This is a genomic window from Photobacterium pectinilyticum, from assembly GCF_024357955.1.
Lineage (GTDB): Bacteria > Pseudomonadota > Gammaproteobacteria > Enterobacterales > Vibrionaceae > Photobacterium > Photobacterium pectinilyticum.
In genome coordinates this window covers 95,848-120,583 of sequence record NZ_JANEYT010000002.1, presented here as the reverse complement: position 1 = coordinate 120,583, position 24,736 = coordinate 95,848, and the positions used below count along the sequence as shown (strand labels likewise).

Below are 24,736 nucleotides of genomic sequence, written 5' to 3'. Positions count from 1 at the left end.
GCACAGGCCGATCAGAACACCACACTCTACTACCCTTATATAATGACAATGAGAGGAAACCGTTATGACTACTGAGCAAAAGTACATTGTTGCGCTGGATCAGGGTACGACCAGCTCCCGTGCAGTGGTGCTTGATCACAACGCCAATATTGTGTGCTCGTCACAGCGTGAATTCACCCAAATTTATCCCAAGGCTGGATGGGTCGAGCACGATCCGCTAGAAATCTATGCCACCCAGAGCTCAACGCTGGTTGAAGTGCTGGCCAAGGCAGGGATCCGCTCCGATCAGGTTGCTGGTATCGGTATCACCAACCAGCGCGAAACCACCATTATCTGGGACAAGAACACAGGTAAGCCTGTTTACAACGCGATTGTCTGGCAATGCCGCCGTACAGCAGATACGTGCGAAGAACTGAAAAAAGCCGGCCTTGAAGAATACATCCGTGAAAACACCGGCTTAGTTGTCGACCCATACTTCTCTGGCACCAAAATCAAGTGGATCCTCGACAATGTCGAAGGGGCCCGCGAAGAAGCCGAAGCCGGTAACCTATTGTTTGGTACTGTTGATACGTGGCTGATCTGGAAGATGACCCAAGGACGCGTTCACGTTACCGACTTCACCAATGCCTCCCGTACCATGGTGTTCAACATCAATACCCTTCAGTGGGATGAAAAACTGCTTAAAGCACTGGATATCCCGCTATCGATGATGCCGGAAGTGAAGTCGTCGTCTGAAGTCTACGGTAAGACCAACATTGGTGGTAAGGGCGGTACCCGTATCCCAATCGCTGGTATCGCTGGTGATCAGCAAGCAGCACTGTTCGGCCAGATGTGTGTCGAACCAGGTCAGGCGAAAAACACTTACGGCACAGGGTGCTTCCTGCTGATGAATACCGGCAAGGAAAAAGTGACCTCGCATAACGGCCTATTGACCACCCTGGCTTGTGGCCCGAAAGGTGAAGTGGCCTATGCCTTGGAAGGGGCTGTCTTTATGGGCGGCGCTTCCATCCAGTGGCTGCGTGACGAAGTGAAATTGATTGGCGATGCCGGGGATTCCGAATACTTTGCCGAGAAAGTCGGCAGTGCTAATGGTGTCTATGTGGTACCAGCCTTCACCGGCCTTGGCGCACCATACTGGGACCCGTATGCCCGTGGTGCTATTGTCGGCTTGACCCGCGGTGTGAACAGTAACCACATCATCCGTGCAACGCTGGAAAGTGTGGCTTACCAGACCCGCGACGTACTGGATGCGATGCAGGCTGACTCTGGCATCAAGCTAGCGACTCTGCGTGTCGATGGCGGCGCCGTTGCCAACAACTTCTTGATGCAGTTCCAATCTGACATTCTGGATACCGAGGTACACCGCCCTGTGGTTACCGAGGTGACGGCACTTGGCTCAGCCTACCTAGCAGGTCTTGCGGTTGGCTTCTGGGGCAGCATCGATGAGTTGAAGAACAAAGCAGTATTGGACCGTAAATTCATCGCCTGCAGCGATGAAGACAAACGAAGCCGTCGCTACAACGGCTGGAAGCGTGCAGTCGAATGTGCCAAAGGCTGGGCGGTTGATGGTGACGACATTTAATCAGGCGAAAGCCTAACCCTCGCGTGACCCTCTGCGCCCCATCAAGGCCTGCGAAAGCAGGCCTTTTTTCGTTCATTGGTGGCGAAATGACAAGAAATAAACATTTTTGCGCTAACGCAAACGTTTCCTTGCAACCTGTGTTAAAATCGCCGCCAGATTTATTCTGGGCCTGTAGCCTACAGGCCCTAGCCCACTGATTTCTATTTCTGGAGTTACCATGAAACGCGATTTGGCGATGGCATTTTCCCGTGTCACTGAAGGTGCAGCACTTGCAGGCTATAAATGGCTAGGCCGTGGCGATAAAATTGCAGCGGATAACGCTGCCGTTGAGGTTATGCGTACCCTGTTAAACCAAACAGAAATCGAAGGCGAAATTGTTATCGGTGAAGGTGAAATCGATGAAGCCCCTATGCTTTACATCGGTGAGAAAGTCGGTACTGGTGGTGATGCTGTAGATATTGCGGTAGACCCAATCGAAGGGACCCGCATGACAGCAATGGGCCAGAACAACGCATTGGCAGTATTGGCTGCTGGCGAGAAAGGCTCATTCCTTAAAGCACCTGATATGTACATGGAAAAACTGGTTGTCGGCCCTGCCGCTAAAGGCGTTATTGATCTGGCTAAACCACTGACTGAAAACTTAGAGAACATCGCAGCAGCACTGGGTAAAACCCTTGATACGCTGGTCGTGACTACGCTGGCGAAACCTCGTCACGATGGCATTATTGCTGAAATGCAAGCGATGGGCGTACGTGTGTTTGCCTTCCCTGATGGTGATGTTGCCGCATCAATTCTAACCTGTATGCCTGATAGCGAAGTCGATGTGATGTACTGTATCGGCGGCGCGCCAGAAGGTGTTGTTTCTGCCGCTGCAATTCGCGCGCTTGGCGGTGACATGCACGGTCGCCTGCTTCCTCGTCACGAAGTAAAAGGTGACACCGAAGAAAACCGCAAACACGGCCAGATGGAAATCGACCGCTGTGGCGAAATGGGCATTGAGACAAACACGGTACTGCGCATGGAAGACATGGCACGTAGCGATAATGTTATCTTTGCCGGTACAGGCATCACTAAGGGTGATCTGCTTGAAGGGATCAGCCGCCAGGGTAATATTGCCACCACCGAAACCCTGTTGATCCGCGGTAAGTGCCGTACTATCCGCCGTATCAAGTCGACCCACTACTTGGATCGCAAAGACGACGCCATCAAGGGTCATATCCTGTAAGATTCGACATATCTGAACGATTATCTCGCGCGCCATCCGGCGCGCTTTTTTATCGCTATACTTCCAGTTTCGCCTTCACAGCCTTATCCCCATTTCCTTCCCCTGCAGCTCTGACTTTGTAAAGTTGTTGCTTTATTTAGAAAGCTGACTACATAATTAACTATGCCAATTTGCTGCCAAAGGTGACTATGAAAACCATCGACAAAATACTCTATCGGATGAAACGCGAAGGCCCGGTCACCGCCAAGATCCTTGCCGAGGATTTCCAACTTACCACCATGGGAGTTAGACAACACCTGCAGGGGCTGGAAGAGGAAGGCTTGGTCGACTTCGAAGACATCAAGGCCAAAGTCGGCAGACCGACCCGACACTGGCACCTGACTCAAAAGGGACATCGACGCTTTGCCGACCGTCATGGCGATCTTATTATTCAAATGCTTGATCCTGTTGAGGAGTTGTTTGGCCAAGATGGGCTAAGCAAGGTAGTCGATCGGCGGGAGGATCAAACCTTTGAACAATACCAAGCCCAGCTGTCCGGGGTAGAAAATATCGCAGAAAAACTGCAGATCCTTACTACACTCAGGGAGCGGGAGGGTTATATGGCCGAACTTCACCAGGATGGCGAAGATTTCGTGCTGATCGAAAACCATTGCCCTATCTGCCACGCAGCCCAACGTTGCCCATCACTTTGCCAGTCCGAACTGGCCGTTTTCCAACGCTTGCTAGGCAACGAATACCAGGTTAACCGACACGAACACATCATTGCCGGAGAAAGGCGCTGCGCGTATCGAATAATAAAATCATAACGAGGAGAACATTATGGCTGACTGGATCCCTGCGAAAGTCATCAGTAACCGACATTGGAACAATGACTTGTTCAGTCTTGTGCTGCAAGCCAACATCGAGCCGTTCAAAGCCGGCCAGTTTACCAAGCTGGGACTGGAGATTGATGGCAAAATGATCCAGCGCGCCTACTCTTTCGTTAACCCCCCTTCGACCGATCAAATCGAAGTCTATGCTACCCGAGTTGCTGACGGCTTGCTGTCACCGAGGCTCCACGCCCTTGAGCCGGGTCAGGAAGTCTTCATTTCTGCCCGTGCTAACGGCTATTTCACCTTGGACGAAGTCCCCGATGCCGAGCAACTTTGGCTGTTGGCGACCGGTACCGCCATCGGGCCATACCTTTCTATCTTGCGCGAAGCATCGTCCTGGAAACGCTTTCGTAAAATTATCTTGGTTCATGCGGTACGATTTTCGGCTGATCTCAGCTACCAGGCCGAAATCAATGCTCTCAAAGAGTGTTACCCTGAGCAACTGATTGTTCAGCCTTTCGTTAGCCGTGAGCCGGCTCCCCCCGCCCTGTCAGGCCGGATCCCCCAAGCGCTCGAAGACGGTATGCTAGAACGCCATGTTGGCCTATCGCTGGCACCAGAGAAAAGTCAAATTATGTTGTGTGGCAATCCCGAAATGGTCCGGGAAACCAAAGCGGTATTGGAGCAAAAAGGCTTCACCAAAAACCTGCGCCGCAACCCCGGCCAAATCACCATGGAGCACTACTGGTAAGCGATAACCACGACTCCTCAAACAAGCCCGGAAGCCGGGCTTTTCGTTTCACCCTCTCTGTCTCTGTGTATAAACCTCTCATTTTTCTCACTCCTGAGCCAGTCGCCAGCCTTGTTGGCAACTAACTTTATTGCATAGCAATCATGCTGGTATAGGGCTTGGGGTAAGCATTTAGGGATAAGGAGAGCAAGATGCAGACACTGCCACCGTTTGACGAATTGAAAGCCATGGCCGAAAACGAACCGGAGAAACTCGAAGCACTGCGTTTGACAATGAGTGAGGAGATCATTAGCAATGCCAGTGCAGAGATGCAGCCGCGACTACGAGCGCAGATGAGCCATATCAATCAGGTGATCGACCTGGGAAAAAATCCCAACCATACCAACATCCTACTGATGGCAGAGCTGCAACAGCAGCTCAAACGGTTTGCTCAGGCGCTCAATGCCCCAGAAACCCTGACTGAACACCAGGCTGATATAAAACCTTTCCGCCGCCCGGGTTCACAGGATGAATCGAGTCAGCCTAGCAGCTGACCTTAAGGAAGCAGTCGCTGTCCATATCACGAATATCGATGGTCAGGCTATTGATGGAGCGGGCATGCTGCTCAAGCGCACTCATCAGGGCGCGGGATAAGTCGCGTTTCACCTCGGTACTGCGGCCCGACAGCATCGTCAACTCGATATGGATAAAGGTATCGAGATCGCGATTCTCTCCAACCAGCCAGTTATGGCATCGGTAGCTTCGCGACTTGACCGAATCCGGCTCGAAAATCCCGCACTCGAGCAAAATGGTATGTAGATCATCGAGTAACCCCGAAATATTGACCCGCTCAACAACGGGCTCGGCGTACTCCATCACTAAGTTAGGCATCCGCTCCTCCTTGTGCTTTACACTTCACTTATTTTTGTTGGGAAAACCCATGTTTGGCATGGCTTTATCCTAAAATAGCCACCAACCTTAGCGGATCTAATCCCACGACGCCAAAGATAGAGGCTATATTTCAGTCACGGATCACTGTCTTTTTCTCCTCTCCACGCAGGGAATCGCACCAAGGTGAAAAAAATTCTCCCGCAGCGGTTCACTTTTGCCGGCGAAAAAGGTACAACCAAGCACTGATATGATTTCGGACAGGAAATTGATTTCCTAAGCTGTGGTAATGTTGGCGCTGCTGGCGGTGTTAACGAATAAGACTGCCAGCATGCCGGATGATACTTTATAGCCTAGTATTCAGCGCCGCCGATAACGGGTTACACCCAAGGGCTGTGTATTACGCTATTAAGTATTTTTTAAGTCAATTTGATATGGAGAAAAGCTATGCGCCATCCTGTGGTTATGGGTAACTGGAAGCTTAACGGTAGCAAAGAAATGGTATCTAACCTTCTTAAGGGCCTTGATGCTGAACTTAAAGGTGTTGAAGGCGTAGACGTTGCCGTTGCGCCACCAGCTATGTACCTTGACCTAGCTGAGCAACTAATCAGCAAAGGTGAGAGCAAAATCATCCTAGGTGCACAGAACGTTGACGTTAACGCTAGCGGTGCATTCACTGGCGATATCTCTCCAGAGATGCTGAAAGATTTTGGTGCAAGCCACATTATCATCGGTCACTCTGAGCGTCGTGAATACCACAATGAATCAGACGAGTTCGTTGCTAAGAAATTCGCTTTCCTAAAAGAGCACGGCCTAACACCAGTACTGTGTATCGGTGAGTCTGAAGCACAGAACGAAGCTGGCGAAACAGTTGCTGTTTGTGCTCGTCAAATCGATGCAGTGATCAACACCCAAGGCGTTGAGGCCCTAGAAGGCGCAATCATCGCTTACGAACCAATCTGGGCTATCGGTACTGGTAAAGCCGCTACAGCTGACGATGCACAGCGCATCCACGCAGCGATTCGTGCGCACATTGCTGAGAAGAGCGAAGATGTGGCGAAGAAAGTTGTGATCCAGTACGGCGGTTCTGTTAAACCAGAAAACGCACAAGCTTACTTCGCACAGCCAGACATCGACGGCGCGCTAGTTGGCGGTGCTGCTCTGAACGCTGAAAGCTTCGCTGCTATTGCTAAAGCTGCTGCTGAAGCGAAAAAATAATCACCGCTTCTTTATCGAAGACTGATTAATAAAAAAAGCTACCCTCGGGTAGCTTTTTTGTTGCCAGCTGATCATCAACTCTAGCAATGCCGGCACAAAAAAACCGGCTGACAGCCGGTTTTTTTTATTCAGGGAATACCCTTTAGAACAACTTGTCAGCCAATGCGTAAAGATCTTTACGTACTGGGCGCTTCATGTTCTCAATCGCGTCGATGATATCATGGTGAACCATCTTCTCGTTCTGGATACCCACACAACGACCACCTTGGCCTTCCATCAGTAGATCTACCGCATACGCACCCATACGAGATGCCAAGATACGGTCAAATGCTGTTGGCTGACCGCCACGCTGAATGTGGCCAAGTACCGTTGCACGCGTCTCACGGCCTGTTTCGTCTTCGATATACTTCGCCAGTTCGTTGGCATCGGTCATCAATTCGGTCAGTGCAATGATCGCGTGCTTCTTACCTTTGTAGATCCCTTCTTTGATCTTCGCCAGCAGCTCTTCTTTGTTCAAGCCGGTTTCTGGTGTGATAATGTACTCACAGCCACCAGCAATCGCAGACATCAGGGTCAGATCACCACAGTGGCGGCCCATTACCTCAACAATAGAGATACGCTGGTGAGAAGAAGACGTATCACGCAGACGGTCAATCGCGTCGATAACCGTGTTCAGCGCTGTAAGGTAACCGATCGTGTAGTCAGTACCTGCAACGTCGTTATCAATCGTACCTGGCAGACCGATACATGGGTAGCCCATTTCAGTCAGCTTCTTCGCACCCATGTACGAGCCGTCACCACCGATCACAACCAAAGCCTCGATGCCGTGGATCTTAAGGTTTTCGATAGCCTGCTGACGTACTTTCTCTTCCTTGAATTCAGGAAAACGCGCAGAACCCAGGAATGTACCACCTTTATTGATGACATCTGATACGCTTGAACGCGTCAGTTTTTCAATACGGTTCTGGTGCAGGCCCTGATAGCCGTCATACACACCGTATACTTCAACGCCTTCAGACAATGCTGCACGTACAACACCGCGAACCGCCGCATTCATACCAGGTGCGTCACCACCACTGGTCAATACACCAATCTTCTTAATCATGGTTACCCTCTGACTTTGGGAAATGAAAATTCAAATCCGACATAAGCGGCCGAGGTTCCCCACTCGACCACAGGCCTTAAAGTGGCCCTGACTTATGTAAACTGTAACTTTCCTACTAATGTAGGAGTATTACAATTTTGATAAAAAAATTTGTTGATTCATATCACGATAGCCTGCAACTGCAGCATGGCGTTGAAACTATCGCCGCCTCAAACACTATCGGGATATTTAAAACAGTTAGCCTTTAGGCTGGTAGCATGAGCAATACACCGCTCGGCCGCTATAACTCTACGAATTCAGTATAACGGCTGGCACCAGAGCCTCCAGTTGTGCCCGGTGATAATGATGACCGCGGGTGATTATAAATTCATCCATGATAATCACACCAGACAGACAGCACTGGACTTGGCAATACACCGCAGTATAGCTTTTTTATGACGAAAATTAATAACAAAATTATTCAAATTGATGATTTACAAAGCAGTACACCAAGTGACTTCAAATTGCTTGGGCGTAAATAACAAAAAAGCCGCCAAGAGCGTTGGCGGCTTTTCTCTGTTTAATCAGAGCAATTAGTTAGATTGCTTGCGCTCCATGCGCTTTTCCATTTTCGCTTGGCATTTTTCACCGCGTTCGGCCTGAAGCTCCTGCAGCTTGGTTTTCTGCTCGGCGGTCAGTACTTGCATCATTTCATGGCGCTGCTTAAGCATAGAGACGCGGCGCTCAACCTGCTGCTTAGACATTTCTTCAGCCAGAGCACGCACTTCAGCTTCATTGAAATCTTCGCTCAGGACAAGCTGCTGCATTTTCTGGTGCTGCGCCTGCATGTCGCTATGACGCTCGCCCTTCTTGCCGCGCTTATTGTCTTTGTTGGCCTGACGCAAGTCTTTCAGCTCTGTTTTCTGCGCATCGGTCAGATCCAACTGACGGAACATACGGCTATCGTCCATACCACACCCTCCTTTGCCACCGTGGCCGTTGTGGTTTTTACCACCACCGTATGCCAATGCAGAGGCAGAGCCTAGGGCTAGAGGAAGGGCAATTGCAAGAGCCATTGTTTTTTTAAAAGTCATCATTATGTTCTTCTCCAATAGAGGCTGCTGTTGCAGCGCCATGTTCTCAGGTACGGTTATAGAATACGCCATGCAAGGTAAAGGGCTGTCCGGAAAACGTAAAACTGCGTAAAGCTAAACCAATTTTACTTGGCTGCCCTACATTGATTAGGGATACTTACCCTATCGCTGTTGCTATTAAAGGTAGACACCATGGTCAAAATTTTGCTTGTTGATGATGATACAGAACTCACCTCTCTGCTTTCCGATATTCTCGATATGGAAGGGTTCGAGGTTGTCGAAGCCAATAATGGCGAGCAAGGACTAGCCAAGGTGGATGACAGCATCGATCTGATCTTACTGGATGTAATGATGCCGGTAATGAACGGTACTGAGATGCTGCGCCGACTGCGCGAAAAATATGAAACCCCAGTACTGATGCTAACAGCCAAAGGCGAAGAAATTGATAGGGTACTCGGGCTAGAGTTGGGCGCCGATGATTATATGCCCAAGCCATTTAGCGACCGTGAATTACTGGCCCGTATCCGCGCTATCTTACGCCGCACCCAAAACAAGAACACCTCGACCAAGGCCGGCCCAGAATGCCTGAACTATCAGGATATTGAAATCTACCCAGGACGCCAAGAAGTCCTGTGCCATGGTATCCCAATTGAAATGACCGGTACCGAGCTGGCACTCTTGAGCTATTTTGTCCAACACCCGGGGAAAATCATCGCCAAGAACGATCTCAGCCTTGAGGTACTAGGCAAAAGGCTGGCCCCATTTGATCGAGCCATCGATATGCATGTGTCTAACCTGCGCAAGAAATTGCCTGCCCGCGATGACGGTAAGCCGTGGATCAAGACCCTACGCGGCAAGGGCTACCTGTTGGTTGAGGACGTATAATGAAGCTGCCCCGCTTTTCCAGCCTGTATGGCCGTATCTTCGCGGTCTTCTGGCTCACCCTGTTAATTGTGGTCTTGGTACTGCTATTGCTGCCCAATTTGGATCCGCGCACCCAGCACACCATTCCCCAGGCTCAGCAAGATAGATTTCAGGAATCAGCGGCTAGCATATCCAGCCAGATTTCTCGTGATGGCGGTTCGCTAGAGAAGAAACTCAGCCGCTTTACCGACAATGACCGCCACAAGGGGTTCCAGCTCTACTTCACCACCTCTGATGGCGATATCATCTCTCCACGACGCAACAGCAAGGCGCTGCGTAATTTTATTACCATGGCCGACAGCCCCAAAGTACCCAAGCAAAAACTCTATGGCCGCTGGATGATGGCCGGACCATTCGAGGTCAAACACAAAGGCGACACCTTGCTGATGTACATCGGCCGGATCGTCAGAGAGCCGCCGCCGTTTTTTATCCAGATCCTAGATAAACCTTTTCAATTATTGCTGCTGACCATGCTGGTCAGTACCCCTTTGCTACTATGGCTAGCATGGGCTATCTCCCTGCCAGCACGCCGTTTACAAAATGCCGCAGAACGCGTAGCCAAGGGGGAGTTCGAAGCCGATCCCAAACTGGAGTCCGGCTCGAAAGAATTCAAGCAGGCAGGCGCCAGCTTCAACCAGATGGTCCAGGCTATCAACCACATGATCGGCGGCCAGCAACGCCTGCTGTCCGACATCAGCCATGAGCTTCGCTCACCACTGACCCGATTGCGGATGGCTACCGCACTGGCTAAGCGTAAGCAAGGCGAGAGTAACGAGCTCACCCGCATCGATACCGAAGCCGAGCGGCTGGAGACTATGATCGGTGAGCTATTGGAATTATCCCGGATGCAGGTCAACAGTCATGAACAACGGGAGCAAACCGATGCTGCCTCGCTATGGTATGACATGATGGAAGATGCCCGTTTCGAAGCCGAACAATCTGGCAAGCAGCTGAGCTACACACCATTGGAAGAGTGGCCGCTGCACGGTAATCCCAACTTGCTGATCAGTGCATTGGAAAACGTGGTCCGTAATGCCATCAAGTATGGTGATGATACGATCCAGATCCGCTTCGTAACTCAGGCGATGAGACTGTGCATCACGGTCGAGGATAACGGCGAGGGTGTTCCCGATAGTGAACTGGGGGATATCTTCCGGCCGTTCTACCGTGTCTCGACCGCACGAGACCGCAGCAGTGGCGGCACCGGGCTAGGACTGGCGATCACTGAAAGTGCCATCCGCCAGCACAGCGGTACTATCAAAGCATCGCGCAGCACTCTGGGCGGCCTCAAGGTCACCATCACCCTCCCGCTTTCCCACTAACTCCAATTCTACGCGCGGCCCTCACTGGGCCGCCGTATCTGCCATCACTCTCGCTGTCGTGCTTTTTGGCTGCCTTTTCCGCTACAATAGCGCTATTGTCACCACGGATTATCTACTATGTTTGATATCGCTCTTTACGAACCGGAGATCGCCCCGAATACCGGCAACATCATCCGCCTCTGTGCTAACTGTGGGGCCAACCTACACTTGATTGAGCCACTGGGCTTTGATTTGGAAGAGAAGAAGCTGCGTCGTGCCGGCTTGGATTACCACGACTTGGCACACGTGCATCGCCATGCCAATTTCGAGGCGTTCCTCGCCTACATCGGCGAACGCCGTATCTTCGCTTGTACAACCAAGACCACCAACTTCCATACCAATGCCGAATTCCAGCAAGGCGATGTGCTACTGTTTGGCCCAGAGACCCGCGGCCTGCCAGCAGAGCTGATCGAAAGCCTGCCACTGGAACAGCGCCTGCGCATTCCGATGCATCCGGACAGCCGTAGCCTAAACCTGTCCAATGCTGCTGCAATCATCGGCTACGAAGCGTGGCGTCAGTTGGGCTTCAAGGGCGCAATGTAATAAATAGGCTAGAGGCTATTGAATTGTTGCTATAAAAAAAGCGAGAGGCTCTCCTCTCGCTTTTTTAGTTTTTGGGTGATGGCTTTATTTATACCAATCTGGATAAATAGTTGATCAAATATTTATGTAGGTTGGTATTACTCAAGGACATTATCAAACAATGCTCATCGCACATCCTCGCGCCTCTAGCCCATCGCCTCAGGTCTGAGCTATATCCCATCTCCAGCAGTAAACGTCTGGCTGGTGCCGTTGAATTGCTGATCCATATCCATTGATGGCTTATCGCTACTCGGTCGGCCGACAATCTTGGCCGGAACACCTGCGACAGTGGTATGCGGCGGCACCTGATTAAGCACCACCGAACAAGAACCAATCTTGGCGCCCTCACCCACTTCGATATTGCCCAAGATCTTGGCGCCGGCCCCGATCATCACCCCTTCACGGATCTTCGGATGGCGATCGCCGCCTTCCTTGCCGGTACCACCCAAAGTGACATCCTGCAGGATAGACACATCATTCTCGATCACCGCCGTCTCACCAATCACAATCCCGGTGGCATGGTCAAACATGATCCCCTGACCGATACGTGCCGCAGGATGGACATCTACTTGGCAGGCGACCGAAATTTGGTTCTGTAAATATACCGCCAGTGCCACTCGCTTTTGCTTCCACAACCAGTTGGCCACCCGGTAGCCTTGCAAGGCATGGAAGCCTTTGAGGTAGAGCAAAGGGATAGAAAACATCTCTACCGCCGGATCCCGCTCGACAACAGCCCGGATATCACAAGCTGCTGATTCGGTGATCAAACAATCGGCGGCAAAAGCCTCTTCTATCACTTCTCGTACTGCCATCGCCGGCATCGATGGCGTGGCCAATTTATTCGCCAAGATGTAACTCAGTGCTGCCGCCAGGTTATCGTGTTTGATAATGGTGGCATGGTAGAAGCTCGCGAGCATTGGCTCCTGCTCGGACTGCTCTCTCGCTTCCTGCTTTATTGCCTGCCAAACGGCATATTGTTGACATTCCCTCACATTACCCTCGGTTTCATTACGGTTGGTATCGGCTTGCTTTAACTTTAACGCGCCCTGAAAAAAAAACAACGCAGGCCTTAGCAGCCCGCGTTGTAATTTTAGTAAACAGAATGGAGGCGCATCGCTGCCAAGCTGTTATTCGTCTTTTTTCTCGCGAGCCAGCAAATCTTTGGCCGCTTCACGGGCGCCTTTGCCCTGATAAAGCACCTGGTAGATCTGCTCGGTGATCGGCATTTCGACCCCTAACCGCTGAGAAAGAACCCAGACTTCCTTGGTATTACGGTATCCTTCGACGACCTGACCGATATCATCTTGGGCTTGATCAACGTCTTTACCTTGACCCAGCGCCAAACCAAAACGTCGGTTGCGGGATTGGTTGTCGGTACAAGTCAGTACCAAGTCACCAAGGCCTGCCATCCCCATAAAGGTTTCAGGCTGCGCCCCTAACGCCGCACCCAAACGTGACATTTCGGCCAGACCGCGGGTGATCAATGCTGTACGGGCGTTGGCACCAAAGCCAATACCATCAGACATCCCCGCACCAATGGCAATCACATTCTTGACCGCACCGCCAAGCTGCATACCGATAAAATCACTGTTGCTGTATACACGGAAGGTTTTGCTACAGTGAATTTTACCCTGTAAATCGCGAACAAACTCGTCGTCCGGCGACGCTACAGAGATAGCCGTAGGCATACCTGCTGCGAGCTCTTTGGCAAATGTCGGCCCTGACAATACCGCCAGCGGAACCGATTCACCCAGCGCTTCAACAGCCACGTCTTTAAGCAGACGTCCCGTTTCTGGCTCCAGTCCCTTGGTCGCCCAGCAGATGCGAGAATCATCACGCAAGTGCGGTTTGACATTACCTAATACCAAGCCAAAGACATGGCTAGGTACCACCACCAGTAGATCACGGCTGGCCTTGACCGCCTGCTCCAAATCGGCAGTGACAATCAAAGAGTCAGGAAAAGCCACACCCGGCAAAAAAGCCTCGTTGGCACGGTCTATTTCCAGCTGCGCCATGTGCTCAGGCTCGTGACCCCATAGGATCACATTGGCGCCATTACGGGCCAGCGAGATCGCCAAGGATGTACCGTACGAACCGGCACCCAGTACCGTCATGGAAATTGCTTGTTCAGAGCCTGGATTCATTGTGTCCACCCTAAAGCTTAAGCTTCAGTGTTTTCTGGGTTAGCTTGAGATTGGTTCTGAAGGTAGTTCATGAACAATGCATCGAAGTTAACCGGCGCTAGGTTCAGTTGAGGGAATGTACCCTTAACCACTAGGCTAGAAATCGTTTCACGTGCGTATGGGAACAGGATGTTCGGGCAGAATGCACCTAGGCAATGCGCAAGCTGAGGCGCTTCCATACCAGCAACAGAGAAAATACCGCCTTGCTGAACTTCACACAGGAATGCAGTCTCTTCTTCATTCTTAACAGTCACAGTCAGGCGAAGAATAACTTCGAAAACACCTTCACCCAGCTCACGGCTCTGCGTGTCTAGATCCAGTTTCACATCAGGGTTCCACTCTTTCTGGAACATCTGTGGCGAGTTTGGCGCTTCGAAAGAAACATCTTTCAGGAAGACACGCTGGATTTGAAAGTTCTGCTGTGCTTCAGTGTTTGCTGCTTCAGCCATGTTAGAGTCCTTTTTTCTCTCATGCTCACGAGCGTGAGCCAATCAATACCGCAACCATGATGACTATCACAACTGCACAAAATTCAGTGTTACCCCACTGCCCGACCTCGCGTGCAGCGGGACGGCGAGATTACTTTTTCGCCTTGCCTGATTTGCTACGGATCAATGGCAGGTTTGCCTCGTTCCATGAAATCAGACCATCTTTAAGCAAGTTTACGTTCTCGAAACCCGCTTTGCTCAGCAGGTTGGCACTCTCTTGCGCCGTTTGTCCTGTCTTGCATACTACGATGATTGGGGCTTGCTTGAATTTTTCAAGATCTGCCAGGTTCTGTTCTTTAATTTGACTTGGTAAAATGTGAAGTGCGCCAGCAATATGGCCGCCGCGGTATTCATCACGACTGCGGATATCGACAAACACACCGTCTTCACGGTTGACCATTACAGTCGCTTCATTGGGAGTGACAATCTTATAGCCTGCCGTCTTTTGTTTGACGTAAGACGAAATGATAGCCACAACCAAGCCAACCCATACCAATGCCAAGATAGGGTTACTTGTTACAAAATCAATGTATTGTTGCATGATCTTCGCTCTATATTCCTAATATCAGCCTGCTGTAACCTAGGCTCAAGTCGACAAAATTTAAAGACCCTGAGTATACCCTCGACAGCCTGGTTGTACAGCTAGATGCAATAAATCCGCGCGGCGGCTCACTGGTCCTTGGCGCTCTCAGTATAAGCCCTAACTACCTTGAGCATTATTGCAGCATAAGAAAAAGTAAAAAAACTGTGCTTCAGGACTTACACTTATCATCAGAAATGAATATATTTCCGTAGAAAGATAACAATCTATTTACAGCATTGTTTGATCTTGACCTACAGTTTTCACCATAAACTGTAGTAAAATTACGTCCACTACGATCAATTACCTTAGCCCTAGCGTATTGAGGGCTAAGGTAATTGATCGATATTCATTTCAGGTTTTAACATACGAGGGACAGCATATGTCTGCTAAAAAGCCATTAGCTTTAGTTATCCTAGATGGCTGGGGTTACCGCCAAGACAACGCCAACAACGCTATTGCTAACGCCAACACGCCAGTTATCGATGGCCTGATGGCAAACGAAGCAAACACTCTGATCTCAGCATCAGGTATGGATGTTGGCCTGCCTGATGGCCAGATGGGTAACTCTGAAGTAGGTCACACCAACATCGGTGCCGGCCGCATCGTTTACCAAGATCTTACTCGTATCACCAAGTCAATTGCTGACGGTGACTTCTTCGAAAACCCAGCACTTACTGGCGCTATCGATAAAGCCGTCAACGCAGGCAAAACTGTACACATCATGGGCCTGATGTCTCCGGGCGGTGTTCACAGCCACGAAGACCACATCGCAGCAGCTGTAGAAATGGCAGCAAAACGCGGCGCTGAAAAAATCTATCTACACTGCTTCCTAGACGGCCGTGACACCCCACCTCGTAGCGCACAGGCATCACTAGAGCGTTTCGACGCCCTGTTTGCTGAGCTAGGCAAAGGCCGTGTTGCTTCGCTAGTGGGTCGTTACTACGCAATGGACCGTGACAACAACTGGGATCGTGTTGAAGTTGCTTACAACCTGCTAACCGCAGCGAAAGCAGAATTCACCGTAGCTTCTGCCGTTGAAGGTCTGGAAGCAGCTTACGCCCGTGACGAAAACGATGAGTTCGTTAAAGCCACTGAGATCCGCGCCGAAGGCCAGGACTCGGCTGCAATGGAAGATGGTGATGCCGTTATCTTCATGAACTACCGTGCTGACCGTGCCCGCCAGATCACCCGTACTTTCGACGTGGATTTCGCTGGCTTCGAGCGTGCTCAGTTCCCTGCCCTTGCGGACGTTGTAATGCTGACCCAGTACGCGGCGGACATCAACCTGCCTATCGCTTACCCACCAGCGGATTTGGTTAACACGCTAGGTGAGTGGCTATCGAAAAAAGGCAAGAAGCAGCTTCGTATCTCTGAAACAGAGAAATATGCGCACGTGACTTTCTTCTTCAACGGTGGTGTGGAAGACGAGTTCGACGGTGAAGAGCGCCGTTTAGTGGCTTCACCAAAAGTAGCGACTTACGATCTTCAACCTGAAATGAGCGCGCCAGAGCTGACTGACAAGTTGGTTGCGGCCATCAAGAGCGGTGAGTTCGATACCATCATCTGTAACTACCCGAACCTTGATATGGTTGGCCACACTGGCGTTTATGATGCTGCAGTACAAGCGACCGAAGCGGTTGACGGCTGTCTCGGCCGTGTAGTTGAAGCCATCCGTGAAATGGACGGCCAGCTTCTGATCACTGCCGACCACGGTAACGCAGAGATGATGGTCAACCCAGAAACAGGTGGCATTCACACGGCTCACACTAGCCTACCTGTACCGCTCGTGTACGTCGGCGACAAAGCGCTGACTCTGAAAGAAGGCGGTAAACTGTCTGATCTAGCACCAACAATGCTAGCCCTAACAGATATGGAAATCCCTGAAGAGATGACTGGTCAGGTGCTGTTTGATCTGAAATAATCTCCCCTATGCGGGAAGTTATCAAACACCTACACCATAGTCTTCGCGCCAGTGCAGTTTGCACTGGCGTTTTTCTATGCCTGCAGTTTAGCTCCCATGTAATGGCTGATGAAGGCCAGCTCAAAGGGGTTAAGCAGGAAATCTCCCGCCAGCAAGGCCAGGTCGCAACGAATCGCAAGAAAGTCGACCAACTGCAAAAAAGCCTGCGCCAACAGGAAGTGGGCATCGCCGACACTGCCAAGTCGATCCATCAGGCAGAATCACGCTCAACCGAACTGAGCACATCGATCCGCGCACTAAGGCAACAGCTCGAACAACTGCGCCAACAGCAACTGGGTCAACAAGAACTGCTCAAAGAACTACTCAACGCCCATTATAAGCAAGGTAAGCAAAGCCAATTGGCACTGATGCTCAGTGGCGAGGACAGCGGCCAGCTTGATCGCTTTACTGTCTATGCCGAGCGCCTGAGCCAAGCACGCAGCCATGCCCTCGACGAGCTGGCAGCGACTACCACCGAATTACAGCTCAAACAGCATCAGTTGGGTGAGCAGCAAAACGAGCAACAGGCACTGCTGACCAAGCTCAAGGATCACAAACGCAAACTGGAAAGTGAGCGTAGCCAACGGCAAAAAACCGTGCGAAACCTGCGAAGCCAACTGACGACCGATAACCAATACCTGACGGAGCTCAAGCAAAACGAGCAACGCTTGGTCAAAGAAATCGAAAAAGCCAGAGCTGCCGCTGAAGCCGCACGTCGTGCCCCGATGGATGGCTTGGCTAATCAGAAAGGCAAATTGCCCTGGCCGGTCAAAGGAAGAATCCTACATAACTATGGCACCAGCCAACAAGGCGAGCTGCACTGGAAAGGTATGGTGATCGCCCAGTCAGCCGGGAGCCCGGTGAAGGCTATCTACCCCGGCAAAGTTGTGTTTGCTGACTGGTTGCGCGGATACGGCTTGGTACTTGCCGTCGACCACGGCAAAGGGGACATGAGCTTCTATGGCTACAATCAAACCTTGCTGAAAAAAGTTGGCGATACCGTACAGGCCAATGAAAATATTGCTTTGATTGGTGACAGTGGCGGGCAGGATCAGTCTTCGCTGTATTTTGAGATACGCCGTAAGGGCACACCGACTAACCCACGCAGTTGGCTGACAAGATAAAAGTCGCGTTTTCCATTCGTACCGAATAAGCAAAGGATAGCTTGTGGTGAAGAGTCGTATATTCGGGAAGTTGGCTTTTGGCCTTGCCCTTGTTTTAGCCAGTATGGGATCGTCCAGTATGGCCCTCGCGGCCAAACTGGCCATCGTCATCGATGATCTTGGCTATCAACCTATGCCTGCCGCCTTATCTGCACTGCCGCCACAGATCAGTGTCTCCATCCTGCCAGATACGCCCTATGACAGAGCAACCAGCAAATTAGCCCAACAGCAGCAACGCGATGTCTTGCTCCATATGCCAATGGAGCCCCTACATCGGGCACCGCTCGAGATGGCGACCCTGACCCGGCAGATGGATCAACAGACCTTACAGCACGTATTGCGCTGGGGGCTAGAAAGAGTGCCAGATGCCATCGCCGTCAATAACCACATGGGTAGCGCCCTGACCCAAGATCCACAAGCCATGGGCTGGGTGATGGAAGTCCTGTCGGATCAGGGATTGTTTTTCTTAGATAGCCGAACGACCGCCCGCTCGGTCGCACTCAAGCTGGCCAAACAACAGAATGTGCCCGCCCTGCGCCGCCATGTGTTTCTCGACCACCTAAGTACCGAAAAGTTCGTCAACCAACAACTTTCCCGCGCCGTCCAACAAGCCAAAGCGAATGGCTATGCAATTGCAATCGGCCACCCCTACCCGGTGACGCTTGACGTGTTGAGTCGAGCACTACCTTTACTTGAAGGGCAAGGGATCCAACTGGTCAGGTTATCCGAACTCGACCCGTCTTTTTAAATATCTTTCTCAATCTGATCGCGGTAGTGCGCTTTAAGTTGCAGCACCTGTGACTTACCCTCGGCGGTGGTCAACGGCCTAACGATACCTAGGATGTGCAACACCCCCTGATAAAGTACCGCTTTGGTGATCTTGGCACCTGGCGCTTGGGTGGTCTGGTAAAATATCCAGCTCGACGCAACAAGTTTGAGGGTCGTAGCCAGATTCTCCAGTTCCTCTTGATCGATATCCAGCAGACCACCAGTACGGAAACTGGCCATCATCGCCGTGATGTCCTTATGCAGACCTTCCTGTGCCGCAAGGTACTTTTGTTGAAGTTCTGGGTCACGCTGCAAAATATCAGGTAAGTTGGCGTAAAAAAAACGGTAACGCCACATCAACATAAATACTGAGTCGAGATATACCAGCAAGTCATCTGCGGTTATATTTGCATTTTCAAGGGGTTGAAAGTGAACACTGAGATCATGCGCGTATTGATCGAAAATACTGTGTATAATCTCTTCCTTATTACGGAAATGATAATACAGATTACCGGGGCTAATCCCTAAATGGGCAGCAATATGGTTAGTGGTAATATTCGGCTCACCGCTTTCATTGAAAAGCTCCAGTGCAGCCAGGATAATTTTGTCACGGGTCTTCATTTGCTTCTCACTTCTTTGCCCAGATCATTTGGCAATCTGCTAATACTATCATAAACATAATCTATAACAGCGGGTCTAACCCTTGTTATCCACCCTACAGACTGGAAGAGCCATGATTATAGTAACTGGTGGTGCCGGTATGATCGGCAGCAATCTTGTAAAAGCACTCAATGAGCAAGGCTGCAGTGACATTCTGGTAGTCGACAACCTCAAGGACGGCACCAAGTTCGCCAACCTGGTCGATTTGGATATTGCTGATTACATGGACAAAGAAGACTTCATCACCCAGATCATGGCGGGTGACGACTTCGGTCCAATCGATGCGGTATTCCATCAGGGTGCCTGCTCATCCACTACCGAGTGGGACGGCAAGTACATGATGCTCAACAACTACGAGTACTCCAAAGAGCTACTGCATTACTGCCTCGAGCGAAGTATTCCGTTTTTGTATGCCTCCTCCGCCGCAACCTACGGTGGTCGTGACCACGACTTTATCGAAGAGCGCCAATACGAAGGTGCGCTCAACGTCTACGGATACTCCAAACAGTTGTTCGACAACTATGTCCGCCGTCTGTGGCAAGATGCCGAAGAGCACGGTGAAACCCTATCGCAAATCACTGGCTTCCGTTACTTCAATGTCTATGGACCTCGCGAACAACACAAGGGCAGCATGGCCTCGGTCGCCTTCCACCTCAATAACCAGATCAATCAAGGTGACAACCCGAAACTGTTCGAGGGTTCAGATAACCTCAAACGCGATTTTGTCTTTGTCGGCGATGTCTGCAAGGTCAACCTGTGGTTCTGGCAAAACAACGTCTCGGGGATCTACAACTGTGGTACCGGCCAGGCCGAACCTTTCAGCGAGGTCGCCAAGGCGGTGATCAAGCATCACGGTAAGGGGGAGGTAGAAGAAGTCCCTTTCCCTGATCATCTGAAAGGCCGCTACCAAGCCTTTACCGAAGCCGACTTGACCAAATTACGGGCCGCCGGCTATACCGACACCTTCAAGTCTGTCGCCGAAGGCGTGGCCGACTACATGGCAACCATCAACCAAGCACCAAAACACTAGATGAAAGACCACTACGATAAAAAAGCCTACAACCCAGAGTTCAACTGGGCATTCCTGCACCCAAAATACTGGGGAACCTGGTTGGCCGTCGCGATCGCCGCGCTACTGTGCTTGCTGCCACACCGCACCCGTCGTGCCATGGCGAGCGCATTTGCCAAACGCGCGGTGACGTTCAACAGCAAAGCCAACCGCCGCGCCCGGGTAAACCTGCAAATGTGTTTTCCCGACAAAAGCGAAGAAGAGCGAGAAGCAATGCTGCTCGAAAGCTACATTACCGCCGGCAGCTTTCTGATGGGGTTCGCAGCGCTCAGCGTTCGCAACCGCCAGTGGCTGGAAGACAACACGGTTGTCCGAGGTGAAGAACACCTGACAGCATTGAAGGAAAATGGCGACAGTACCATCTTGCTAGTGCCTCACACCTGGGCCATTGATATTCCAGCAGTTTTGCTTGCATCGCGCGGATTGCCCGTTTCGGCGATGGCGAAAAAGCAGAAAAATATCGTCTCTGACTGGTTAATGCATAAACAGCGTGTACAATACGGCGGCCGCGTTTACGAGCGCAGTGGCGGGATAAAACCCTTTATTAAGTCTATCCGCGAGGGCTATTTGGGCTACTATTTGCCAGATGAAGACTTGGGGGCCGAGCACAGTGTATTTGTCGACTTTTTCGCCACCACCAAGGCGACGATTGCCGGACTGGGCCGCCTAGCGAAGTTAAGCCGAGCCAAGATTGTCCCTTTGTACTCGATTTACAACAGCGAGACTGGAAAATACGAGATAGACATCTATCCACCGCTCTCACCGTTTCCGCTGGACACCGAGGAGCAGGACGCCCGCTTGATGAACCAGTGTATCGAGCAGTACGTCACCGAACGTCCTGAGCAGTACATGTGGATTTTACGTTTATTGAAGACCCGGCCTAATGGCGGGACCAATCCATACCGCAGTTAGTGTTGGAACAATGCAAAAAACAGTGCAAAAAATAGTGAATTTTGATAAGAACTTGATTATACATTCAATCATTCTCTTACCGCTTTTTTGGGTTTTCAGTGGCGTCTTTGCTTTCGCAAATGGCGACAAGATACTCAATGTACTCGTGCCATTAGTTGTCATTGCCCGTATTTACTTTCTTGGGTACAAAGACATCCTAAGCAATATAAAACAAAACAAGCTCCTATGGCTCTTGGTCGCAAATCTGCTGTTTGCCATCGTCGCTTATTTTACTTACGGCGTTTCCTCTAGCCGCTTCAGGATCCTTAGCTTAAGTGTCCTATACCTTGCTATTCTTCCACCAAGTTACCTGGAGAAAATTACCTTCAAAAACTTAGTCTGGATCTTATCAGGTAGCCTTGTTGTATTTATGTTTATCCAGTACTTTGACGGTTCATTATTCAGCAGAGGGAGTTGGTCAATAAACCCGATACGCATAGGCATTATCAGCGCCTTCTTGGCCAATGCAAGCTTATACTTTGCTATTACTGAACAAGATAAAAAGCATAAGTCTATTGCTCTATTTTTTGCAATTATTGCACTCTTCCCATTAATTCTATCTGCCTCTAGAGGCCCATGGTTAGCATTCGGAGCTGGCTCTCTAATGCTCATTGCCCGTACTGTCAATTTAAAAGTACTGAATTATAAAGTCGTCTTTGGCTCCGTTCTTGTCCTTTTGTCTGTTACTGTAATGCTAAAGCAGCCAATAGCAAAAAGGATTGATACCACTTTATATGAAGTTCAACAAATTCAGTCTAACAACATGGAAACCTCTATTGGCTTAAGGCTGCAAATGTGGAAAGCTGGTGTCGAAATCATTAAATCTCACTGGTTGCTGGGTGTTGGTGATGCTGGTCAGCAAGAAGTAAAAGAGCAAATGGCCAATGAGGACTTCATTTCACATGAAGCCGCTAGATTTTCACACTTGCACAACCAGTGGATGGATGATTTAGCCAGTTATGGTGTCTTCGGCCTTTTTGCCATATTACTTTTTGTCATATACCCTCTTTGCTCATCAAAGGGTACAGACAATAAAACACTGATCTGGGTATTGATCAGCGTTTACCTAACGGTCAGCTTGACGGATGTACCGCTTGAAAGATCCCATCCTTTCGTTTTTTATATATTTTGCATGTACATGCTACTTAGAAAACATGAAGTTATGAAAACAACAACTAGGAAAGAGTGTAAGTAACTATGAAGTTTATAGTAATTAGTGCTGTCTATAATATGTCAGAGCACCTTAAAAAAAATATAGACATATTAAAAGCGCAGACTTACACAAACTTCGAGGTGTATTTTGGTGATGACCTGTCTACCGACAATAGTTGTGAAGTCATTGAAGAAAACATTCGTGATGATGAACGTTTTCACTTGATACGTCATCAAAAAAAGCTGTATTCAATGGGCAATATTGCTGAAACCATCAAACTCGCTCAGCCTGATGACGATGATGTTATTGTATTGATTGATGGGGATGATTCTCTTGCTGGTACGGGTTCATTTGAGTGCCTGAGAAACACCTATGAGCAGCAACAATGTTTGATGACATTTGGTTCTTACACTGTTGACGGTAAGCGAGGATCGAATTGCTCAGCCTATCCCGGCATTATCCATAAGCTCAACCTATTCCGTTATGTAAAATGGCGAGCTAGCCACTTAAAGACATTCAAGTATTCATTATGGAAGCAAGTAAATCCATCATCTCTAACCCTGAGTGAAGAAGAAGTAAAAAGTACGCTTAATTTCTTCTTGTATACCGGCAGGTTCAGAGCTTGGCTTGAGTGCAAAAAAATTAAATATGAAGATCTAGTAACCGAAGACAAACAGTATGTTAGGCGATGCAGTGATAAGTACTTAACCTCACCGCTGTTGGAAATGGCGGGAGAGGAAGCACATTATCTCGATGACATACTCTATCATTACTTAGGCCCCCAAGGGCCACACAACTTCGGCAACAGCAGCAAGAAATGGTCTCAACGCTTATTGCGCCAAGCGGTAAAGCTAAAACCTAGATACAAGAAAATGACTAAGTGATTAAAACGACTAATTACATAGAGTGAAAAAGAGGGAGCAAGCACTCCCTCTTTTATATAGTGTGTAATACCAACCTACATAAATATTTGATCAGTCTTGCAGGTTAAAATCGCTGTTCTCTGCGTTAAATATTTTGTAATTAGAGCCACTAGTTACTGCAATATCTGCCTTTATAACAACGATTTTTCCAGTGCAAATACTTGATCAACGACTTATCCAGATTGGTATAAGCTCTAGCTAAGCAACTCTTTGTAGCATTTTAGTGTTGCCTCAACACCCTGCTCTACGTTGAATTTATCAATAACCCGCTGTTTGGCAGCCACGCCATATTGCTTACACAACTGACGGTCGTTATATAGCTTAAGTATTGCATCGGCCAAGGCTTCTGCATCACTGGGTGGAACCACAATTCCGGTTTCACCATCCGCCACTAACTCTGCATTACCACCAGTATCAGACACAATGGAAGGGACGCTATAAGAGTTTGCTTCCAGCACTGCACGACATAGCCCTTCTCGTTTAGTTGTTGGAAGGATAGTGAGATCTGATGACGCAGCCACTTCTGGAGCATCTTCACGATAACCCAAGGCATGAACCCTCGCAGGCTTTCCACTGCGGGCTATCATCTGCTGAATTTTCTCCGACTTAGGGTCAGCACCAACAAGCAGAACATCAATATTGATATCATCTGGCAATAATTTCATCGCATCCATCAATACATGCAGACCTTTTCTTGGCCTTAAGTTCGCCACTAAAGATAACTTAAAGCTATCTTCAGGCAGGTTGAGATGATCCAAGTTAGCAGGCGGGTTTTGGTACCAAGATTGATCATGGCCTTTATAAACAGTGACAGCCTTACCCTTATCCCCCCAGATATAATTTTGCAGGTCGACCTCAATCGCCTTGGCAACACAAATAATTTTATCTAAGCGAGGATTTAGCATAGTTAAATAGCTCGTCGGATCAAATCGACTAATATTGCCGGTCTGCCCACGGTAAGCAATGACCTTAGCTTTTGTGCCAATCGCAGCAAAACACCCATTCGAGCAAGCAATATTGTTATAAAGGTGCAGAATTTGAATATCGTTTTCAGTGATATACTTGCGAATTGCCCTAATGGTATCAATGCTCACTTTCTTGTCTAAAGGATCGGTTACCACCTTGACCCCTTCGGCTTCAAGGAAAGGGATCAAGGTCGACCCGGGATTGCACATCACAGTGACATCAACCAGTCCTGATTTGTGCATACCTATTATCTGAGACGCTTCAGGACGAATAGGGTTGATGTTTTTTCTTCCATGGTGTGTCACCGCTAGAACTTTAATTTTCTGACTCATCTCAAATTACCATATCTATACAATACTGAATTGCACT

At 49.6% G+C, this 24,736-nt stretch carries 25 protein-coding genes; 16 read left to right on the top strand and 9 right to left on the bottom strand.

The features are described 5' to 3' along the window. Positions 1–64: 64 nt before the first annotated feature. From glpK to NHN17_RS01600, 5 genes are all read left to right on the top strand, one after another. Positions 65–1,582 carry a glycerol kinase GlpK gene (glpK, locus tag NHN17_RS01620; RefSeq protein WP_255040355.1) on the top strand — a complete coding sequence of 506 codons (1,518 nt, stop codon included), beginning with the start codon at positions 65–67 and terminating at the stop codon, positions 1,580–1,582. 217 nt (positions 1,583–1,799) lie between these two features. Next, complete coding sequence (glpX, locus tag NHN17_RS01615; RefSeq protein WP_255040354.1) at positions 1,800–2,807, top strand: class II fructose-bisphosphatase; 1,008 nt, start codon at positions 1,800–1,802, stop codon at positions 2,805–2,807. A gap of 188 nt (positions 2,808–2,995) precedes the next feature. Further along, the gene (locus tag NHN17_RS01610; RefSeq protein ID WP_255040424.1) at positions 2,996–3,613 is read left to right on the top strand and encodes a helix-turn-helix transcriptional regulator; all 618 of its coding nucleotides are present in this window, start codon (positions 2,996–2,998) and stop codon (positions 3,611–3,613) included. Between the two features lie 13 nt (positions 3,614–3,626). Next, complete coding sequence (locus tag NHN17_RS01605; protein WP_255040353.1) at positions 3,627–4,370, top strand: ferredoxin--NADP reductase; 744 nt, start codon at positions 3,627–3,629, stop codon at positions 4,368–4,370. A gap of 191 nt (positions 4,371–4,561) precedes the next feature. After that, a complete protein-coding gene (locus NHN17_RS01600; protein WP_255040352.1) occupies positions 4,562–4,903 on the top strand; it encodes a DUF3135 domain-containing protein in 342 nt (113 codons plus the stop codon). Here NHN17_RS01600 and NHN17_RS01595 read toward each other — a convergent pair. Next, on the bottom strand, positions 4,893–5,240 hold the full coding sequence (locus NHN17_RS01595; RefSeq protein WP_255040350.1) for a 5-carboxymethyl-2-hydroxymuconate Delta-isomerase: 348 nt from the start codon (positions 5,238–5,240) through the stop codon (positions 4,893–4,895). The genes NHN17_RS01600 and NHN17_RS01595 overlap by 11 nt on opposite strands. A gap of 444 nt (positions 5,241–5,684) precedes the next feature. Here NHN17_RS01595 and tpiA point away from each other — a divergent pair, with 444 nt between their 5' ends. Next, positions 5,685–6,455: a triose-phosphate isomerase gene (tpiA, locus tag NHN17_RS01590; protein ID WP_255040349.1), complete on the top strand. Its 771-nt coding sequence runs from the start codon at positions 5,685–5,687 to the stop codon at positions 6,453–6,455. Positions 6,456–6,597: 142 nt separating this feature from the next. Here tpiA and pfkA read toward each other — a convergent pair whose 3' ends face one another. Further along, positions 6,598–7,560, bottom strand: coding sequence for a 6-phosphofructokinase (gene pfkA / locus NHN17_RS01585; protein WP_255040348.1), 963 nt, complete (start codon positions 7,558–7,560; stop codon positions 6,598–6,600). Between the two features lie 572 nt (positions 7,561–8,132). Continuing rightward, on the bottom strand, positions 8,133–8,636 hold the full coding sequence (locus NHN17_RS01580; protein ID WP_255040347.1) for a CpxP family protein: 504 nt from the start codon (positions 8,634–8,636) through the stop codon (positions 8,133–8,135). 189 nt (positions 8,637–8,825) lie between these two features. Here NHN17_RS01580 and NHN17_RS01575 point away from each other — a divergent pair, with 189 nt between their 5' ends. The 3 genes from NHN17_RS01575 (at position 8,826) to trmL (ending at position 11,461) form a co-directional block, all read left to right on the top strand. Further along, positions 8,826–9,518 (top strand): response regulator, encoded by a 693-nt coding sequence (locus tag NHN17_RS01575; RefSeq protein WP_255040346.1) that lies wholly within the window; start codon positions 8,826–8,828, stop codon positions 9,516–9,518. Further along, on the top strand, positions 9,518–10,879 hold the full coding sequence (gene cpxA, locus NHN17_RS01570) for an envelope stress sensor histidine kinase CpxA (RefSeq protein ID WP_255040345.1): 1,362 nt from the start codon (positions 9,518–9,520) through the stop codon (positions 10,877–10,879). Before NHN17_RS01575 ends, cpxA begins: the two co-directional genes overlap by 1 nt. 117 nt (positions 10,880–10,996) lie before the next feature. Continuing rightward, positions 10,997–11,461, top strand: a complete 465-nt coding sequence (gene trmL / locus NHN17_RS01565; protein ID WP_255040344.1) for a tRNA (uridine(34)/cytosine(34)/5-carboxymethylaminomethyluridine(34)-2'-O)-methyltransferase TrmL — start codon at positions 10,997–10,999, stop codon at positions 11,459–11,461. 209 nt (positions 11,462–11,670) lie between these two features. Here the strand turns inward: trmL and cysE are convergent, their stop codons facing one another. From cysE to NHN17_RS01545, 4 genes are all read right to left on the bottom strand, one after another. Continuing rightward, positions 11,671–12,492, bottom strand: a complete 822-nt coding sequence (cysE, locus tag NHN17_RS01560; protein ID WP_255040423.1) for a serine O-acetyltransferase — start codon at positions 12,490–12,492, stop codon at positions 11,671–11,673. 135 nt (positions 12,493–12,627) lie between these two features. Further along, positions 12,628–13,644 carry an NAD(P)H-dependent glycerol-3-phosphate dehydrogenase gene (gene gpsA / locus NHN17_RS01555; protein ID WP_255040343.1) on the bottom strand — a complete coding sequence of 339 codons (1,017 nt, stop codon included), beginning with the start codon at positions 13,642–13,644 and terminating at the stop codon, positions 12,628–12,630. Between the two features lie 17 nt (positions 13,645–13,661). Continuing rightward, a complete protein-coding gene (gene secB, locus NHN17_RS01550; RefSeq protein WP_255040342.1) occupies positions 13,662–14,132 on the bottom strand; it encodes a protein-export chaperone SecB in 471 nt (156 codons plus the stop codon). Between the two features lie 130 nt (positions 14,133–14,262). Continuing rightward, positions 14,263–14,712 (bottom strand): rhodanese-like domain-containing protein, encoded by a 450-nt coding sequence (locus NHN17_RS01545; RefSeq protein ID WP_255040341.1) that lies wholly within the window; start codon positions 14,710–14,712, stop codon positions 14,263–14,265. Positions 14,713–15,133: 421 nt separating this feature from the next. Between NHN17_RS01545 and gpmM the strand changes: the two genes are divergently transcribed. The 3 genes from gpmM to NHN17_RS01530 are packed head-to-tail and all read left to right on the top strand — an operon-like array spanning position 15,134 to position 18,625. After that, positions 15,134–16,675 carry a 2,3-bisphosphoglycerate-independent phosphoglycerate mutase gene (gpmM, locus tag NHN17_RS01540; protein WP_255040340.1) on the top strand — a complete coding sequence of 514 codons (1,542 nt, stop codon included), beginning with the start codon at positions 15,134–15,136 and terminating at the stop codon, positions 16,673–16,675. Between the two features lie 8 nt (positions 16,676–16,683). Then, positions 16,684–17,838, top strand: a complete 1,155-nt coding sequence (locus tag NHN17_RS01535) for a peptidoglycan DD-metalloendopeptidase family protein (protein WP_255040339.1) — start codon at positions 16,684–16,686, stop codon at positions 17,836–17,838. A 46-nt stretch (positions 17,839–17,884) separates the two neighbouring features. Next, on the top strand, positions 17,885–18,625 hold the full coding sequence (locus NHN17_RS01530; protein ID WP_255040338.1) for a divergent polysaccharide deacetylase family protein: 741 nt from the start codon (positions 17,885–17,887) through the stop codon (positions 18,623–18,625). Here the strand turns inward: NHN17_RS01530 and NHN17_RS01525 are convergent. Continuing rightward, on the bottom strand, positions 18,622–19,266 hold the full coding sequence (locus NHN17_RS01525; RefSeq protein WP_255040337.1) for a TetR/AcrR family transcriptional regulator: 645 nt from the start codon (positions 19,264–19,266) through the stop codon (positions 18,622–18,624). The genes NHN17_RS01530 and NHN17_RS01525 overlap by 4 nt on opposite strands. Positions 19,267–19,378: 112 nt before the next feature. Here NHN17_RS01525 and rfaD point away from each other — a divergent pair, with 112 nt between their 5' ends. Genes rfaD through NHN17_RS01505 form a run of 4 tightly spaced genes read left to right on the top strand, consistent with a single transcriptional unit; the run spans position 19,379 to position 23,362 of the window. Further along, a complete protein-coding gene (gene rfaD / locus NHN17_RS01520; RefSeq protein ID WP_255040335.1) occupies positions 19,379–20,335 on the top strand; it encodes an ADP-glyceromanno-heptose 6-epimerase in 957 nt (318 codons plus the stop codon). Continuing rightward, entirely contained in the window at positions 20,336–21,286 is a 951-nt protein-coding gene (gene lpxM / locus NHN17_RS01515) for a lauroyl-Kdo(2)-lipid IV(A) myristoyltransferase (RefSeq protein ID WP_255040333.1), read from the top strand. After that, positions 21,258–22,520: an O-antigen ligase family protein gene (locus NHN17_RS01510; protein WP_255040332.1), complete on the top strand. Its 1,263-nt coding sequence runs from the start codon at positions 21,258–21,260 to the stop codon at positions 22,518–22,520. The genes lpxM and NHN17_RS01510 overlap by 29 nt, the downstream gene beginning before the upstream one ends. Positions 22,521–22,522: 2 nt before the next feature. Next, positions 22,523–23,362, top strand: coding sequence for a glycosyltransferase family 2 protein (locus NHN17_RS01505; protein WP_255040331.1), 840 nt, complete (start codon positions 22,523–22,525; stop codon positions 23,360–23,362). 233 nt (positions 23,363–23,595) lie between these two features. Here the strand turns inward: NHN17_RS01505 and NHN17_RS01500 are convergent, their stop codons facing one another. Beyond that, complete coding sequence (locus NHN17_RS01500) at positions 23,596–24,699, bottom strand: glycosyltransferase (RefSeq protein WP_255040330.1); 1,104 nt, start codon at positions 24,697–24,699, stop codon at positions 23,596–23,598. Positions 24,700–24,736: the final 37 nt, after the last annotated feature.

Coding starts and splice junctions, on each gene's coding strand:
- secB (WP_255040342.1), bottom strand. CDS start 14,132: ATGGCTGAAGCAGCAAACACTGAAGCACAGCAGAACTTTCAAATCCAG.
- NHN17_RS01605 (WP_255040353.1), top strand. CDS start 3,627: ATGGCTGACTGGATCCCTGCGAAAGTCATCAGTAACCGACATTGGAAC.
- glpX (WP_255040354.1), top strand. CDS start 1,800: ATGAAACGCGATTTGGCGATGGCATTTTCCCGTGTCACTGAAGGTGCA.
- NHN17_RS01610 (WP_255040424.1), top strand. CDS start 2,996: ATGAAAACCATCGACAAAATACTCTATCGGATGAAACGCGAAGGCCCG.
- rfaD (WP_255040335.1), top strand. CDS start 19,379: ATGATTATAGTAACTGGTGGTGCCGGTATGATCGGCAGCAATCTTGTA.
- NHN17_RS01505 (WP_255040331.1), top strand. CDS start 22,523: ATGAAGTTTATAGTAATTAGTGCTGTCTATAATATGTCAGAGCACCTT.
- NHN17_RS01580 (WP_255040347.1), bottom strand. CDS start 8,636: ATGATGACTTTTAAAAAAACAATGGCTCTTGCAATTGCCCTTCCTCTA.
- NHN17_RS01535 (WP_255040339.1), top strand. CDS start 16,684: ATGCGGGAAGTTATCAAACACCTACACCATAGTCTTCGCGCCAGTGCA.
- glpK (WP_255040355.1), top strand. CDS start 65: ATGACTACTGAGCAAAAGTACATTGTTGCGCTGGATCAGGGTACGACC.
- NHN17_RS01510 (WP_255040332.1), top strand. CDS start 21,258: ATGGCGGGACCAATCCATACCGCAGTTAGTGTTGGAACAATGCAAAAA.
- cpxA (WP_255040345.1), top strand. CDS start 9,518: ATGAAGCTGCCCCGCTTTTCCAGCCTGTATGGCCGTATCTTCGCGGTC.
- gpsA (WP_255040343.1), bottom strand. CDS start 13,644: ATGAATCCAGGCTCTGAACAAGCAATTTCCATGACGGTACTGGGTGCC.
- NHN17_RS01500 (WP_255040330.1), bottom strand. CDS start 24,699: ATGAGTCAGAAAATTAAAGTTCTAGCGGTGACACACCATGGAAGAAAA.
- NHN17_RS01575 (WP_255040346.1), top strand. CDS start 8,826: ATGGTCAAAATTTTGCTTGTTGATGATGATACAGAACTCACCTCTCTG.
- gpmM (WP_255040340.1), top strand. CDS start 15,134: ATGTCTGCTAAAAAGCCATTAGCTTTAGTTATCCTAGATGGCTGGGGT.
- trmL (WP_255040344.1), top strand. CDS start 10,997: ATGTTTGATATCGCTCTTTACGAACCGGAGATCGCCCCGAATACCGGC.
- NHN17_RS01525 (WP_255040337.1), bottom strand. CDS start 19,266: ATGAAGACCCGTGACAAAATTATCCTGGCTGCACTGGAGCTTTTCAAT.
- NHN17_RS01595 (WP_255040350.1), bottom strand. CDS start 5,240: ATGCCTAACTTAGTGATGGAGTACGCCGAGCCCGTTGTTGAGCGGGTC.
- pfkA (WP_255040348.1), bottom strand. CDS start 7,560: ATGATTAAGAAGATTGGTGTATTGACCAGTGGTGGTGACGCACCTGGT.
- NHN17_RS01545 (WP_255040341.1), bottom strand. CDS start 14,712: ATGCAACAATACATTGATTTTGTAACAAGTAACCCTATCTTGGCATTG.
- lpxM (WP_255040333.1), top strand. CDS start 20,336: ATGAAAGACCACTACGATAAAAAAGCCTACAACCCAGAGTTCAACTGG.
- tpiA (WP_255040349.1), top strand. CDS start 5,685: ATGCGCCATCCTGTGGTTATGGGTAACTGGAAGCTTAACGGTAGCAAA.
- NHN17_RS01600 (WP_255040352.1), top strand. CDS start 4,562: ATGCAGACACTGCCACCGTTTGACGAATTGAAAGCCATGGCCGAAAAC.